This window comes from Actinomadura flavalba DSM 45200, assembly GCF_000374305.1.
Classification (GTDB): Bacteria; Actinomycetota; Actinomycetes; order Streptosporangiales; family Streptosporangiaceae; genus Spirillospora; species Spirillospora flavalba.
This window is the reverse complement of the sequence record NZ_KB894093.1, coordinates 411,826-426,147: the sequence shown is the minus strand read 5'-3', so window position 1 is coordinate 426,147 and position 14,322 is coordinate 411,826. Positions and strand designations below refer to the sequence as shown.

The 14,322-nt window shown below is 75.4% G+C and carries 13 protein-coding genes; 12 read left to right on the top strand and 1 reads right to left on the bottom strand.

What is annotated here, in order from left to right; translation table 11 throughout:
* Nucleotides 1-42: 42 nt before the first annotated feature.
* Genes C229_RS32495 through C229_RS0101905 form a run of 3 tightly spaced genes read left to right on the top strand, consistent with a single transcriptional unit; the run spans nt 43 to nt 3,736 of the window.
* Nucleotides 43-789, top strand: a complete 747-nt coding sequence (locus C229_RS32495; RefSeq protein WP_018653385.1) for a hypothetical protein — start codon at nt 43-45, stop codon at nt 787-789.
* Nucleotides 786-2,990, top strand: a complete 2,205-nt coding sequence (locus C229_RS0101910) for a hypothetical protein (RefSeq protein ID WP_018653384.1) — start codon at nt 786-788, stop codon at nt 2,988-2,990. The genes C229_RS32495 and C229_RS0101910 overlap by 4 nt, the downstream gene beginning before the upstream one ends.
* Nucleotides 2,987-3,736: a putative protein N(5)-glutamine methyltransferase gene (locus C229_RS0101905; RefSeq protein ID WP_018653383.1), complete on the top strand. Its 750-nt coding sequence runs from the start codon at nt 2,987-2,989 to the stop codon at nt 3,734-3,736. Before C229_RS0101910 ends, C229_RS0101905 begins: the two co-directional genes overlap by 4 nt.
* Here the strand turns inward: C229_RS0101905 and C229_RS0101900 are convergent.
* Complete coding sequence (locus C229_RS0101900; protein ID WP_018653382.1) at nt 3,721-4,491, bottom strand: AraC family transcriptional regulator; 771 nt, start codon at nt 4,489-4,491, stop codon at nt 3,721-3,723. The genes C229_RS0101905 and C229_RS0101900 overlap by 16 nt on opposite strands.
* A 64-nt stretch (nt 4,492-4,555) precedes the next feature.
* On the opposite strand from C229_RS0101900, the gene C229_RS0101895 reads away from it, so the two are divergent.
* The 9 genes from C229_RS0101895 (at nt 4,556) to C229_RS0101855 (ending at nt 14,313) form a co-directional block, all read left to right on the top strand.
* Nucleotides 4,556-5,134, top strand: a complete 579-nt coding sequence (locus tag C229_RS0101895; protein WP_018653381.1) for a TIGR03086 family metal-binding protein — start codon at nt 4,556-4,558, stop codon at nt 5,132-5,134.
* A 45-nt stretch (nt 5,135-5,179) separates the two neighbouring features.
* Nucleotides 5,180-6,058 (top strand): SDR family NAD(P)-dependent oxidoreductase, encoded by an 879-nt coding sequence (locus C229_RS0101890; RefSeq protein ID WP_018653380.1) that lies wholly within the window; start codon nt 5,180-5,182, stop codon nt 6,056-6,058.
* Entirely contained in the window at nt 6,055-6,864 is an 810-nt protein-coding gene (locus C229_RS0101885; RefSeq protein WP_018653379.1) for an EI24 domain-containing protein, read from the top strand. Before C229_RS0101890 ends, C229_RS0101885 begins: the two co-directional genes overlap by 4 nt.
* Before the next feature lie 75 nt (nt 6,865-6,939).
* The gene (locus C229_RS0101880) at nt 6,940-8,184 is read left to right on the top strand and encodes a flagellar basal body-associated FliL family protein (protein ID WP_026313373.1); all 1,245 of its coding nucleotides are present in this window, start codon (nt 6,940-6,942) and stop codon (nt 8,182-8,184) included.
* 51 nt (nt 8,185-8,235) lie between these two features.
* Nucleotides 8,236-10,299, top strand: a complete 2,064-nt coding sequence (locus C229_RS0101875) for an acyl-CoA dehydrogenase family protein (protein WP_018653378.1) — start codon at nt 8,236-8,238, stop codon at nt 10,297-10,299.
* 22 nt (nt 10,300-10,321) lie between these two features.
* Entirely contained in the window at nt 10,322-12,013 is a 1,692-nt protein-coding gene (locus C229_RS0101870; protein ID WP_026313372.1) for an MmpA family trehalose lipid delivery protein, read from the top strand.
* On the top strand, nt 12,013-12,144 hold the full coding sequence (locus C229_RS35670; RefSeq protein WP_018653376.1) for a hypothetical protein: 132 nt from the start codon (nt 12,013-12,015) through the stop codon (nt 12,142-12,144). Before C229_RS0101870 ends, C229_RS35670 begins: the two co-directional genes overlap by 1 nt.
* Nucleotides 12,145-12,172: 28 nt before the next feature.
* Nucleotides 12,173-12,949, top strand: coding sequence for a glycosyltransferase (locus tag C229_RS0101860; protein ID WP_018653375.1), 777 nt, complete (start codon nt 12,173-12,175; stop codon nt 12,947-12,949).
* Nucleotides 12,946-14,313: a glycosyltransferase family 4 protein gene (locus C229_RS0101855; RefSeq protein WP_018653374.1), complete on the top strand. Its 1,368-nt coding sequence runs from the start codon at nt 12,946-12,948 to the stop codon at nt 14,311-14,313. Before C229_RS0101860 ends, C229_RS0101855 begins: the two co-directional genes overlap by 4 nt.
* Nucleotides 14,314-14,322: the final 9 nt, after the last annotated feature.

The window sequence follows — 14,322 nt, the reverse complement described above, 5'->3', positions numbered from 1 at the left end:
TGGTGGTCGGACACCTTCGCCGACCTCCGAAAGGGGCCCGCCATGGGGACCTTCCGCGCCTTGCTCGTGATCGACACCGAAGGATACGGATCGCATCGCCAGGACCAGTTCCGCGCGCTGCGCGGCGAAATCCGCCGGGTGGTGCGCGAAGCCGCAGAGGCGAGCGGATTCGGCGCGGAACTGGCGTCCGTGCCGTTCCGCGAGGACACCGGCGACGGAATGCTCGCCGCGCTCCCGACCGACCTGATGCCGCTGCTCCTGGACCGTTTCCCGCAGCGGCTCCAGGAGGCGCTGGAGGCCGCCGCGCCCGCGCTGCGCGGACGCGGCTCGCGGCTGCGGCTCCGGGTGGCGCTGCACCACGGGCCGATGGACGACGCCGACCCCGAGGACGCGGGGGCGTCCTCGGCCGTCGTCGAGGTCAACCGGCTGCTGGGCGCGCGTCCGCTGAAGGACGCGCTGCTGCTGAGCGACCCCGAGGTCAGCCACGTCGCGTTCCTGCTGTCGGCCGAGACGTACCGGACGTACGTGGCGCTCGGCGAGGTGGCGCTGCGGCCGAGCCAGTGCACGCCGGTGGAGGTCGCGGTGAAGGAGTACGAGCGGCCCGGCTACCTCTACGTGCCCAAGCCGTCGAGGCGCCCGCTCGACCCCGAGCCCGCGCCCGCGCCCGCGCCCGCGCCCGCCGAGCGTCCGCCCGCGCCGGGCCTCGGCGCCGTCACGTTCAACGGCGACGGCACCCAGGCCGCCTTCGGCAACTCGGTCGGCGGCGACCTGCGTCAGGAGCGCCGATGACCACGATCGGCGACACCGAGGTCACCGGTGACGACGCCCAGGTCGCCTTCGGCAACACGGTGGACGGCGACCTGGTGCAGAACCAGATCCGCATCATGCGGGGCCGTCCGGCGATGCTGCTGTCGGACCGGCAGGTCACCGAGTGGGTGGACGGCTACGTGCCCGCGCTCAACCACGACCGCGTCGTCGCGACGGTGCGGGAGTACGGCGGCGCGCTGCTGGTGGGCCCGGCCGAGGCGGAGAACGAGCGGACGGCCGTGGCGGTCGCGCGCGCGATCGTCCCGGGCCTGCGCGTCCGCTGGTTCTCCCCGGGCCGGGACGACGCCGAGGAGATCGGCGTCGCGGGACGCTCGGGCTACCTGGTCCGCGCGTCGGACGAGGACCCGTCCCGGCTGCGCTACTGCTGGGAGGCGGTGCGCGACGCGGGCGGGCTGCTGCTGGCGATCGGCGGCGAGGACGAGCGCGTGCAGTTCGCGCACGTGCTGCCGTCGATCGTCGTGGAGCCGCCGCCCGCGCACGACGTGTACCGGCGGCGGCTCGCGCCCGCCGGGCTCGACGCGGCGCGGTGGCGGGACTGGCCGCGCGCGCGGGACCTGCTCAAGGCGGGGTCGGCGGCGGACGCCGAACGGCTGATCCGGCTCATCGCGGCGACCGGCGGTGACGAGTACCAGGTGGAGCGCGCCTATCTGGGCTGGCGCGACGAGCTGCGGTCGTGGTTCCGCGAGCACGACGGCAAGCAGGACCAGGTGCTGCTCATCGCGGCGGCGACGATCGCCCCGGCCGACGAGATGAGCGTGTACGAGGCGGCGCTGTCGCTGGCCGAGCGGCTGCGCATGTCGGTCGCCGGGGGCGGCCTGGCGTGGCGGCCGTCGGCGGAACTGGAGGACGTGCTCGGCGCCGATCGGCGCGCCGACCGCATCCTTTTCCGCCGCCAGCGGTTCGCCGCGTCGGTGATCGACCATGTCTGGGCGGCGTATCCGCTGCTGCGCCCGGACCTGCTGATGTGGCTGTCGGAGCTGCCCGCGCAGCCGTCGGTGACCCTCGGCGCCGAGCTGCGGCGCAAGATCGCGCGCGTCTTCGCGAACCTGGCCGCCGGGCACGACCGGCCCGAGCTGATCTGCGCGACGGCCCGCGAGTGGGCGGCCGGGGAGGAGGCGGCCCGGATCGGCGGCGTGGACCTGGCGTTCATCGTGCTGTCGGACACGTGCCTGCATCCCGTCGTGGGCGGCAAGGTCCGCCGCGAGCTGTACGAGTGGTCGCAGCAGCAGGCCGCGCCGCAGTCGCTGAAGCTGACGATCGTCCGGGTGTGCCAGGTGCTGGCCGGGACGCTGCCGACCGTCGCGCTGACCCGGCTCAAGCACCTGTCGGCCGGAGGCGACGCGGTCGTGCACGCCGAGGTGGCCGCGGTCGTCCGGGCGCTCGCGCAGGACGACCCGCTCCTGGTGTTCGGCGTGCTCATGGGCTGGTGCGACAGCGCGGCCGGGTACCGCTCGCCGCGCGCGGCCGAGCGGCTGGCGTCGGTCGCGCTGACGGCCGCGCTGGACCTGGTCGCGGCGGGCCTGCCCGCCGAGGCGGACGGCGCGCCGCGGCGGCGCGGGCCCGACGACGGCGAGGTCGAGGTGCGGGCGCTGGCCCGCGTGCTGGGGCGGCTCGCGGACGTGGACGACGAGGGCGTGCGGCGGCTCGTCCTGGCGGCGTGCCTGCGGCTGGCGACGGTGCGCCGCGCACGGGTGCAGGCGCTGGCGCTGGAGTGGCTGAACGGGCCGGACGGGTCGCGCGCGTCGGCCGGGGTGTGGCTGTTCCTCATGCTGGCCGGGGTGCGTGCGGCGGACGGGTCGGCGTCGATGCTGACCGATCCCGGGGCCGTCCCCGTGCCCGCGTCGGGGCGGGCGTGGTGGGACCTGGGCGGCGCACCGACGCCGGAGTACGCCGACGCCGTCCGGCTGTGGCTGGACACCGCGTTGCTGCACCCCCGGCTGCGCGCGGAGATCGTCGAGGTGTTCGTCCGGTCGACGGGTCATGATCCGGGGCGGCGGGCCCGGATGCTCGGCCTCGTGCGCGACTGGGCCGGAGGCGACCCGCGACGGCGGCGCGTCCGGGAGGATGTGGAGGTTCATCTGCTGACGCCGGAGTGGCGGCGGCTGCTGCTGGTCGTCCTGGTCCGGCTGCGGCGGACGCTCGCCAAGGAGGAGCCGGGTTGACGATCGTGGAGAGGCTGCGCGCCGCGGGGTGCGTGTTCGCCGAGGACGAGGCGGCGCTGCTGGAAGGGGCGGCCCCGGACGCGGGCGCGCTGGAGGCGATGGTCGGGCGGCGCGTCGCGGGGGAGCCGCTGGAGCAGGTCGTCGGGTTCGCGGAGTTCTGCGGGCTGCGGATCGTCGTGGAGCCGGGGGTGTTCGTGCCCCGGCGGCGCACGGAGTTCCTGGCCGGGGAGGCGGTGGCGCGGCTGCCGGAGGGCGGGGTCGCCGTCGACCTGTGCTGCGGGACGGGCGCGGCGGGCGCCGTCCTCGCCCGCGCGGGCGGCGACGTGTACGCGGCCGACGTCGACCCGGCGGCCGTCCGCTGCGCCCGCCGCAACCTCCCGCCCGGCCGGGTCTTCGCGGGCGACCTGTTCGCCGCGCTGCCGCCCCGCCTGAAGGGAGTCGTGACGGTGCTCGTCGCGAACGTCCCGTACGTCCCGACGGGCGACGTCCCCTTCCTGCCCGCCGAGGCCCGCGACCACGAGTCCCGCGTCGCCCTGGACGGCGGCCCCGACGGCCTGGACGTCCTGCGCCGCGTCGCCGCCGAGGCCCCGTCCTGGCTGGCCCCCGGCGGCGTCCTCCTCACAGAACTCAGCACCCGCCAACTCGACACCGCGACCGCAATCCTGCACAACGCGGGCCTCACCCCGGCCATCCTCACCGACGACGACCTCGGCGCCACCGTCGCGACGGGTCAGGTGGACGTGTAGTGGGTGGGGGGTTTGCCGATGGTGGTGGTGAAGTCGCGGGTCAGGTGGGACTGGTCGGCGTAGCCGAGGTCGGTGGCGAGGGCGGGCCAGTCGACGGGGGTGCCGGAGTCGGCGCGGGCGGCGGCCTCGTGCAGGCGGGCGCGGCGGATGACCCACTTGGGGGTGGCGCCGACGTACTCGGTGAAGAGGCGCTGGAGGGTGCGGACGGAGACGCCCGCTTTGGCCGCCAGGTCCTCGACGGTGAACAGGCCCGGGTTGTCGGTGATGTGGTGGACGATCTCGGCCGCGTGGACGGCGGACGGGTCCGGGTCGCCGGGCAGGAACGGCGTCAGGAAGTCGCGGGCCAGGTCCACCCGGTCGTCCGAGGCCAGGAGCGTCGCGTTCAGGGCGTCGATCCCGGGGCCGAAGATCTCGGCCGCCGGGGTGCGGCGGTCGGCCAGGGCGGAGACCGGGCCGTCGATCAGGCAGCGGAACCCGCCGGGACGGAAGCGCAGCCCGAGCACCTGGCCCGTGCCGGACAGGCGGCGCACGAACCGGGAACGCTCCACGCCGTAGACGAGCGGACGCGGCTCCTCGAACACCAGGTGCACGTTCGGGTGGTTGAGCACCTCGGTGTCGTACGGCTCGGCGACCGTCCAGCGGACGTGCCAGAAGTACTCCGCGAACGCCTCCAGACCCGCGCCGGGCGGATGCTGGGCGACCTGGACGTGCGGCTCCTGCCGCTTGGGGTACAGAACGCCGCGCGGAAACTGCATCCCTCCAGCCTAGTGACGTCTTTCTTCAAGACGTCCGGCCCCGCGCGTCCCTAGCGTGCCGGGCATGAACGCACTGCACCGACACCTGGCCGCGTGCGCCGCCGAGGCCGCCCGCGTCGCCGCGCGCGTGCCCGCCGGCGCGTGGGACGCCCCGACGCCCTGCGCCGGATTCGACCTGCGCGCCCTGGTCAACCACTGGGTCCTCTACACCGCCTACGGGCTGGAATTCCGCGCCCGCCGCGAACCGGTCCCGGACGAGCTGGCCGCCCGCGACTTCACCCGCGACCCCGACTGGGCCGCCCGCTACGAGGCGCAGCTCGGGCGGGCCGTCGCCGCCTGGGAGCCGGACGAGGTCTGGGAGGGCGACATCGACCTGGGCGGGATGTCCTTTCCGGCCGAGCAGGTCGCCGGGCTGATCATCAAGGAGATGGCCGTGCACGGCTGGGACGTCGCCCGGTCCACCGGCCAGGAGTTCCGCGTCGCGGACGACACCGGCGAGCTGCTGCTGCGCGTCGTCCAGGAGCACGCCGAGACCTACCGGCGGTACGACGGGTTCGCGGAGCCCGTCCCGATCGGCCCGGACGCGTCCGCGTTCGACCGGGCGCTCGCCGCGTCCGGACGTGACCCGCGTCGCAGGAGTTGACGCGGCGCCCTTCCGTGTGACGGGGGTCTCCGGCAGGGTGGGGGGATGCAGGAGCGGATCGCGATCGTCACGGGGGCCTCGTCCGGCATCGGGCTGGAGACGGCCCGGGAGCTGGCGCGGCGCGGGTTCCGCGTCGGGATGGTGTGCCGCAGCCAGGTCCGGGCGGACGCGGCGCTCGCGGACCTGCGCGGCAGCGTCCCGGACGCCCGCGCCGACACGTTCCTCGGTGACCTGTCGTCGCGGGCGGAGGTGCGGCGGCTGGCGGCGCGGCTGCGGGAGCGGTACGCGCGGCTGGACGTCCTGGTCAACAACGCCGGCGCGCACCTGCGGCGCGCGAAGGTCAGCGTGGACGGCTACGACCGCATGGTCGCGGGCAACCACCTCGGCCCGTTCCTGCTGACGAACCTGCTGCGCGGCCTGCTGCTGCGGTCGGCGCCCGCGCGGGTCGTCGTGGTGGCGAGCGAGGCGTACCGCCGGGCGGGCCCGCTGGACGCCGAGCGGTTCGCCGAGCCGCGCCACTACGGGCCGTCGGGGTCGCACCGCGTGTACGCGCGGACCAAGCTGCTGAACGTGCTGTTCGCGGCGGAGCTGGCCGAACGGCTCGACGGGACGGGCGTCGTGGCGAACTCGTGCTGCCCCGGCCCGACCGCGACGGGCCTCGGCCGCGACCTGCCGGAGGGCTCGCGCGGCGCGGCGCTGCTGAGCCGGACGCCGCTGCTGCGCACGCCCGCGCAGGGCGCGCGCCAGGTCGTCCGGCTGGCGGCCGACGCGGCGTTCGCGGAGCGGACGGGCGGCCACCACCCGTCGGTGCGGGTGCTGCGCCCGCCCCGCGACGGCGGCGACGACGGACGCGCGCTGCGCCGGGCGGTCTGGGCGCGTTCGGCCCATCTCGTCGGCCTTCCTGTCGATAACGTGGCTCCGTGACTTCTCCGCAGCGACCGTCCAAGCTCAAGGACCTGTTCACCGGCGTCGGCTACCTGTTCCGCGGCATCGGCTGGACGGCCCGCCACCCCGGGCAGTGGCTGTTCGGGCTCATCCCCGCCGTGATCGTGCTGGTGTTCTACGTCGCGGCGCTGGGGACGCTGGCGTTCAACCTGGACGGGCTGGCCGGATGGGTCACGCCGTTCGCGGACGACTGGGCCGAGGGCGCCCGCACGACGGTGCGCGTCGTCGCGGGTCTGGCGATCTTCGGCGCGTCGGTGTTCGTGGCGATCCTGCTGTTCACGGCGCTGACGCTGCTCGTCGGTGACCCCTTCTACAGCAAGATCGCTGAACGGGTGGAGGAGTCGCAGGGCGGCGCGCCGCCCGAGCCGGACGTGCCGCTGCTGACGTCGATCGGCCGCGCCGTCAAGGACTCGCTGCTGCTCGGTGTCATCGCGGTCGCGTTCGGCCTGGTGTTCTTCGTCCTGGGGTTCCTGCCGGTGGTGGGCCAGACGGTCGTGCCGGTGGTGGCGGCGTGCGTCTCGGGGTACTTCCTGGCGGGCGAGCTGACCGCGAACGCGATGGAGCGGCGCGGGCTGCTGCGCCGCGACCGGTTCGCGCTGCTGAAGCGGAACCGCCCGCTCGCCGTGGGGTTCGGCGCGGCGACGTTCGTCACCTTCCTCATCCCGCTGGGCGCCGTGCTGGCGATGCCGGGCGCCGTCGCGGGCGCCACCCTGATGACGCGGGAGCGGCTGGCGACGGGTTCGCAGGTCAAGGGCGGTGCCGTCGCGCCGCCGGGCCGTCACTGACCCGTCGGAAAGATGTATCCGGAGTGTGATTGGCGCCGGGGAATCGAGGCTTGATCTTCGCGTAACGTGTCCCGCATGTCCGATCAGGGGGAGCGCGGTCCGCGCTGGACCGACAGCAGCGACGACGGTGGCCGGGAGGACTCCCCGGCCGGTCCGCCGCCGGAGGGCGGGCACGACGTCTGGGGGAAGGTCGAGGCACCGGCGCAGCGGGTGGAGCCGAAGCAGCCGCTGCTGACGGCGCCGCACGAACCCGCCGAGCGGGCCGACGACGCCGCCGCCGAGCCGGTCGCGTCCGAGCCGGAGCCGGACGACGAGACGTCCGGCCCGGACCGCAAGGTCGCGCCCGTCCCCGAGCCGCGCGCCGACGAGGGCCGCGCCGCCTGGGAGGGGGAGCTGTTCGACGGCGAGCCCGGCGACCGCGAGTCCGACGACACCCGCTACGTCGCGCCGACGACCGGCGCGAACCACGGCCGGTCGGGCCGTCCGAGCAGCGGCAACTGGCAGATGCCCGAGTGGATGGCCGACGAGGACGCCGCCGACGCCAAGCTGGGCGAGTCCGCGTCGCGGACCGAGTTCGAGGAGCCCGCGGGCCGGTCGCGGGTGCTGCTGTACGGCGGTGTCGGCGTGCTGGTGGTCGCGCTGGCGGCGGCGGGCGGCGTCTACTACCTGAAGAACCGCGACACCCCGGTCCCCGAGGACAAGGCGACGCACCGCCCGGCCGCGGTCGCCGAGGACGAGCCGCAGGTCGAGCTGCCGCCGGACAAGCCGCTGCGCACGTTCGCGGGCGTGCCGTCCCGCGCGGCGGGACGCGTCGACGACGCGCACTCGGGCCTGTCGTACCCGCGCTTCGGCAAGCCGTGGCAGGTGCCGACCAAGCAGAACAAGCTGGGCGTCGCGGGCTGGTCGGGCCAGCAGATCGTCGTGACGGAGAAGCGCGGCGGCCAGCTCTGGTTCGGGCAGCTCCTCACCGGCACGCTGCACCCCACGCTGGGCGCGGCGTACAAGGGCCCCGAGAGCGTGAAGCCGGTGGCGGCGCTGGCGATGCGGAGCTTCGAGCAGACGCAGTACGCGTTCCCGCACAAGACGACGCCGCTGGCGTCGCAGGAGCTGACGGTCCAGGGCCGCGCCGGCTGGCTGATCGCGTCGTACCTGAACTACAAGCGCCCGCCGTTCAAGGCGACGGGCGAGGTGGTGCTGACGGCGGTGGTCGACACCGGCAAGGCGGCCCCGGCGGTGGTGTTCGCGTCGATGCCGAACACGCACCGCAAGCACTGGCCGGACCTCAACCGGTTCGTGAGCCAGCTCCGGCTGGCGTCCTAGCCGACCCGAACCCGGTTCGGTAAGCTGCGGCTTACCGGACCGGGAGGGCGCATGGGCATCGGGCTGACCGAGGAACACGCGGCGCTGGCCGCGTCCGTGCGGGGCTTCACCGCACGGCACTGCGGACGCGACGTCGTCCGCGCGGCGACCGGGGAGCGCCCGCCGTTCTGGGCCGATCTCGCCGCGCAGGGACTGCTCGGCCTGCACCTGCCCGAGGACGCGGGCGGCCAGGGGTTCGGCCTGCTCGACCAGGCCGTCGCCGTCGAGGAGTTCGGGCGCGCGCTCGTCCCCGGTCCGGTCGTCCCGACGATCGTGGCGGCGGCGGTCTTGCACGCCGCCGGAACCCCCGACCCGGGCCTGGCGGACGGCACCCGCACCGGCGCCGTCGGCCTCGTCCCGGACGCGCCCGTCGTCGGCGCCCCGCACGCCGACGTCGTCGTGCTGGCCGGGAGCGTGTACGAGGACGCGGCGGTCGAGCCGCTGGAGAGCCTGGACGCGACCCGCCCGGCGGGCGCCGTCACCCCCGGCACGGGCCGCCCGCTCGGCCCGGTGGACGCCCGTGCGTACGCCGTCGTGCTGTTCGGCGCCGAGGCGTGCGGCGTCGCGGGCCGCGCGCTGGACGACGCCGTCGCCTACGCGGGCCTGCGCGAGCAGTTCGGCCGCCCGATCGGGCAGTTCCAGGGCGTCAAGCACCGCTGCGCGCGGATGCTGATCGCGCTGGAACGCGCCCGCGCCGCCGTCTGGGACGCCGCCCGCGCCCTCACCGAGGACGACGCGGACCAGCGCGCCCACGCCGTCGAGGTCGCGGCGGCGCTCGCGGCCGACGCGGCGGTGACGTGCGCCGAGGGCAACATCCAGGTCCACGGCGGCATCGGCTACACCTTCGAGCACGACGCCCACCTGGTCTACCGCCGGGCGCTGTCGCTGCGGGCGCTGCTCGGCCCGGCGTCCCGCGCCCGCGCGGCCGTCGCGGACCTGGCGCTGGCCGGGACGCGGCGGCCGATGGACGTCGAGCTGCCGCCCGGGTCGGCCGGGCTGCGCGCGGAGATCCGCGCGCAGGTCGCCGCGCTGGCGGAGCTGGACGTGTTCGCGCAGCGGGCCCCGATGGCCGAGGGCGGCTGGGTGACGCCGCACCTGCCGCGCCCGTGGGGCCGCGACGCGGGGCCGGTCGAGCAGATCGTGATCCAGCAGGAGCTGAAGGCGGCCGGGGTGCGGCCGGTGCCGTTGATGATCGCGGCGTGGGTGGTGCCGTCGCTCGTCCAGTACGGGACGGACGCGCAGCGGGAGCGGTTCCTCCCGCCGACGCTGCGCGGCGAGATCATCTGGTGCCAGCTCTTCTCCGAGCCCGGCGCGGGCTCGGATCTGGCGAGCCTGACGACCCGCGCCGAGCGCGCCGAGGGCGGCTGGCGGCTCACCGGGCAGAAGATCTGGACGTCGCTGGCCCGGGACGCGCAGTGGGGCATCTGCCTGGCGCGCACGTCGCCGGACAGGGCCAAGCACGCGGGCATCACCTACTTCCTGGTGGACATGTCCGACCCGGGACTCGACGTCCGCCCGCTGCGCGAGGCCACCGGCGACGCGGTGTTCAACGAGGTGTACTTGGACGGCGTGTTCGTCCCCGACGACCTGGTCGTCGGCCCGGTGGACGACGGCTGGCGCGTCGCCCGCACGACCCTCGCCAACGAGCGCGTGGGCCTGACGTTGTCGTTCCAGCTCGGCGCGGACCTGCCGAAGCTGGTGAGGCTCGCGCACGATCTGGGCGTCGCCGACGATCCGGTCGTCCGCGACAACCTCGGCGCGCTGGCCGCCGACGAACACGCCTACCGCCTCCTCGGCCTCCGCGCCACCCTCAAGCAGGTCGGCGGCACCGACCCGGGCGCCACGGCCAACGTCCGCAAACTCGTCGCGATGGAACACGGCCAGCACGTCACCGAGTACGGCTTCACCCTCCTGGCCGAACACGGCGTCCTCACAGGCGACTGGAAGTCCGACCCCCGCCGCAAATGGACCCGCCACCTCCTGGCCTCCCGAGCCATGTCCATCGGCGGCGGCACCACCGAGGTCAACCTCAACGTGATAGCCGAACGCCTCCTCGGCCTGCCCAGAGACCCCTGATGATCGGGTAGCGTCCGACGCGATGGAGGCGCGTGGGCGGCAGCTTGTTGCTGCGGGGACTGGGTTGGTGTTGGGGGGGCTGGCCCTGGGGCCGGGGCTCGCGCCTGGGTTTCTGCTGTCGTTCGACATGGTGTTCGTGCCGTCGCTGGATCTTTCGCGGATGACGTTCGGGTTGACCGGGACGGTGCCGCGTCATGTGCCCAGTGACGCGTTCGCGGCCGTTCTGTCGCTGGTGTTGCCCGGGGACGTCGTGCAGAAGGTCGTGTTGCTCGGGATCTTCGTCATCGCGACGGTCGCGGGGGCTTCGATCGTTCCCTCCGAGCGGCTGCTGCCTCGGCTGGTGGCCGGGGTCGTCTACGCGTGGAATCCGTTCGTGGCCGAGCGGCTGTTGCTCGGGCACTGGGCCTTTCTGCTCGGATACGCCGCCTTGCCGTGGGTCGTGGGTGCCGCGTTGCGGGCGGGGGAGCCGGGTGGCGGATGGCGGCTGGTGCGGGCGCTCGTGCCCGCCGCGATCGGGGGGTTCGCCGCCATCGCGATCTCCGCGCTGGTCGCGCTGCCGATCGCCCTGTGCGCGGCGCGGCGGCGGCAGGCCGTGGGAAAGGCCGTCGCGGCGCTGACCGTGCTCAGCCTGCCGTGGCTGGTGACCGGGTGGCTGCGGCCGTCCGGGATGCCCGGACATACCGAGGGCGTCGCGGCGTTCGCGGCGCGCGCCGACACGCCGTTCGGGACGCTCGGCAGCCTGCTGTCCCTCGGCGGCGTCTGGAACGCCGGGACCGTCCCCGCCGGGTACGGTGTGCCGCTGTTCGCCGTGCTGTGGCTGCTCGTCGTCGTCGCGTCGATCGTCGCCGCCGTCCGGTTCGCCCCGAACCGGGGGCTGTTCGTCGCGGCGGGCGTCGGGTTCGTGCTTGCCGCGCTCGGCGCCGTCGCCGCGCCGCTGCTGCGCGGGCTGATCGAGCTGTGGGCCGGGTTCGCGGTGCTGCGCGACGGGCAGCAGTACGTCGCGCCGCTCGCCGTCGTCGTCGCGCTCGGGTTCGGCGCCCTCGTCGACCGGGTCGTGCGCACCGACCGGGCGGGCGTCGCGCTCGGCGTCTGCGCGCTCGCGCTGCCGGTCGTGCTGCTGCCCGGCCTGGCCTGGGGCGCGGCGGGGAAGCTGCGGCCCGTCCAGTACCCGGACGCGTGGGAGCGCGCCCGCGCGATCGTCGCCGCCGACCCCGTGCCCGGGGACGTCCTGGTGCTGCCGTGGGCGACGTACCGGTCCTATCCGTGGAACGGCGGGCGCACGTCGCTGGACGCGCTGCCCCGCTATCTCGACCGGCGCGGCATCGTCGCCGACGCTGTGATCGTCGACGGCGCGAGCATCCCCGCCGAGGACCCGCGCTCCCGGGGGCTGGACCCGATCGTCCGCGCGGACGGCCCCCTCACCGGCCCGCTGCGTGCCGCCGGTGTCCGGTATGTCGCGATCGACGCCGAGACCGGCCCCGAAAACCCGGTGCACGCGCGGCTCGCCGGGGCCGAGCGCGTCGTGGCGTCGCCCGACCTCGTCCTCTACCGGCTGGACGATCCCGCCGAACGGACGGAGCCGGGCCCGCCGCTGCTCCCCGCCGCTCTGGCCTGGTTCGTTACGGTCGTAGCGGTCATCTGGGCTTTCTGGCCTTTTGCGGCCCCAGGCATTACTCTGACCACTCGCCCATCCCGTCGAGGAAAGGCTCCCTGATGCGCATCGCGATCGCGGCCGTGTCCGGCGTGCTGCTCGCCGCACTCGCCTCGCTCGGCGTGGTCCAGCTCGCCAACGCCGACCAGGACGACCCGGTCATCAAGCCGCTCTACGAGTACGGCGGCCGGTGACCGCCGCCCGCACCGGGCCCACCGTCGGATGAGCACCCCCCTGCTGGAGATCGTCGTCCCCGCGTACAACGAGGCCGCCCGCCTGCCGGGCGGTCTCGACGCGCTGTGCCGGGCGCTGGCGGCGCTCGGCGTCCCGGCGGCGGTCCTCGTGGTGGACAACGGCAGCACCGACGGCACCGCCGACGTCGTCCGCGACCGCGCGCCCGGCCCCGTGCCGGTGCGGCTGCTGGACTGCCCGAGACGCGGCAAGGGCGCGGCGGTCCGCGCGGGCCTGCTCGCCACCCGCGCCCCCTACGCCGGGTTCTGCGACGCCGACATGGCGACCGGCCTGGACGCGCTCGGTGACGTCCTGGACCTGCTGCGCGCGGGGCACCGCGTCGTCGTCGGTGACCGGCGGCACGCCCGCTCGGTCGTCGAGGACTACAGCTCCCCGCTGCGCAAGCTCGGCGCGGTCGCGTTCAACCGGGCGATCCGCGACGTGGCGGGCGGCGTCACCGACACCCAGTGCGGGTTCAAGTTCTTCGCGGGCCCGCTGGCCCGCGCCGCCGCCGCCGACCTGCGCACCGACGGGTTCGCGTTCGACGTCGAGCTGCTCGTGCACTGCGTCCGGCGCGGCGCGCCGATCACCGCCGTCCCGGTCGAGTGGCGGGACGTGCCCGGCACGACGTTCTCGGTGCGGCGGCACTCCCTGGCCTGCCTGCGCGACCTGGCCCGCATCCGCCTCGCCGCGCCGCGCCCGGCGCCCGCGCCCGTTCCGGCGGCGCCGCTGGCGCTGGCCGAGTCCGGGGGGACCGGCGCGGGATGACCGAGGTGCGCGGTCTGCGGATCGCGATCGTCAACTGGCGCGACCCGTGGCATCCCGAGGCGGGCGGCGCCGAGGTGTACGCGTGGGAGCTGGCCCGCCGGTTCGCCGAGCGGGGCGCGGACGTCACGTACGTGACGAGCCGGGCGCCCGGCCAGGCGCGCGGCGGCACCGTGGACGGCGTCCGGTTCGCCCGGATGGGCGGGCGGTTCACCGTCTATCCCCGCGTGCTGGCGTGGCTGCTGGCGCGCCGCCGCCGCTTCGACGCGGCGATCGACTGCCAGAACGGCATCCCGTTCTTCACCCCGTGGGTGCTGCGCGCCCCGGTCTTCTGCTCGATCTTCCACGTGCACGACGGGCAGTTCGCGCTGTACTTCCCGGCCTGGCTCGCCTGGATCGGCCGGACGCTCGAAGGCCCGGTCGCCCGGTGGAGCTACCGGCGGCACGCCTGCACGGCCATCTCCACGACGACCGTGACGGCCCTGCGCGACCGGCTGCACTGGACCGGCCCGATCTACACGGTCCCCGTCGGCGTCACCGTGCCCACCGCGAGCCGGGAACACGGCGACCCCGCCGCCCCAGGACCCGCCGGGACGTCGGGCGGCGACCCCGCCACGGCGAGACGCGCCGACCCCGCCGGGGAGGGGCGCGGCGTCCCTGAGCTGGTGTGCGTGACGCGGCTCGTGCCGCACAAGCGGGTGGACCGTGTGCTGGACCTGGCCGCGCACCTGCGGGTGACGCGGCCGGGCGTCCGCGTGCACGTCGTGGGGCGCGGACCCGAGGAGGAGCGGCTGGCCGCGCTGGTCGTCGAACGCGGGCTCGGCGACGTCGTGACGCTGCACGGGTTCGTGGACGAGGACGTCAAGGCCGCGCTCGTCGCCCGCGCCGACCTGCACCTGAGCGCGTCGCGGGGCGAGGGCTGGGGGCTGTGCGTCGCGGAGGCCGCCGCGTCCGGCGTCCCGACCGTCGCCTACGACGTGGACGGGCTGCGCGACGCGGTCCGCGACGGCGTGACCGGCTGGCTCGTCCCCGGCGACGAACCCCTGGCCGCGACCGTCGAACGCGCGCTCAAGGAACTGGACGACGCAGCCCGCCGCGCCGAGATCGCCCGCGCCTGCCGCGCCTGGGCGGCCGAGTTCGACTGGTCCCGCAGCGCCGACCGGATGGCCGCCCTGGTCGCCGCCGCCGTCCGGCGCGGGACGAGCGGCACGACGGGCGCCGGGGCACAGCTCGTCCGGCGGTACGGTGACGGAGATAACGCCCCGATCGTGGTGGAAGGCCCCCTCCGTGACGAACTGCTCGGCCAGGGCGCGGTGGTCGTGCGGGACGCGACCCCGCACGAGACCCTGCTCGGCCGGGGACTGTGACCTGAGAGC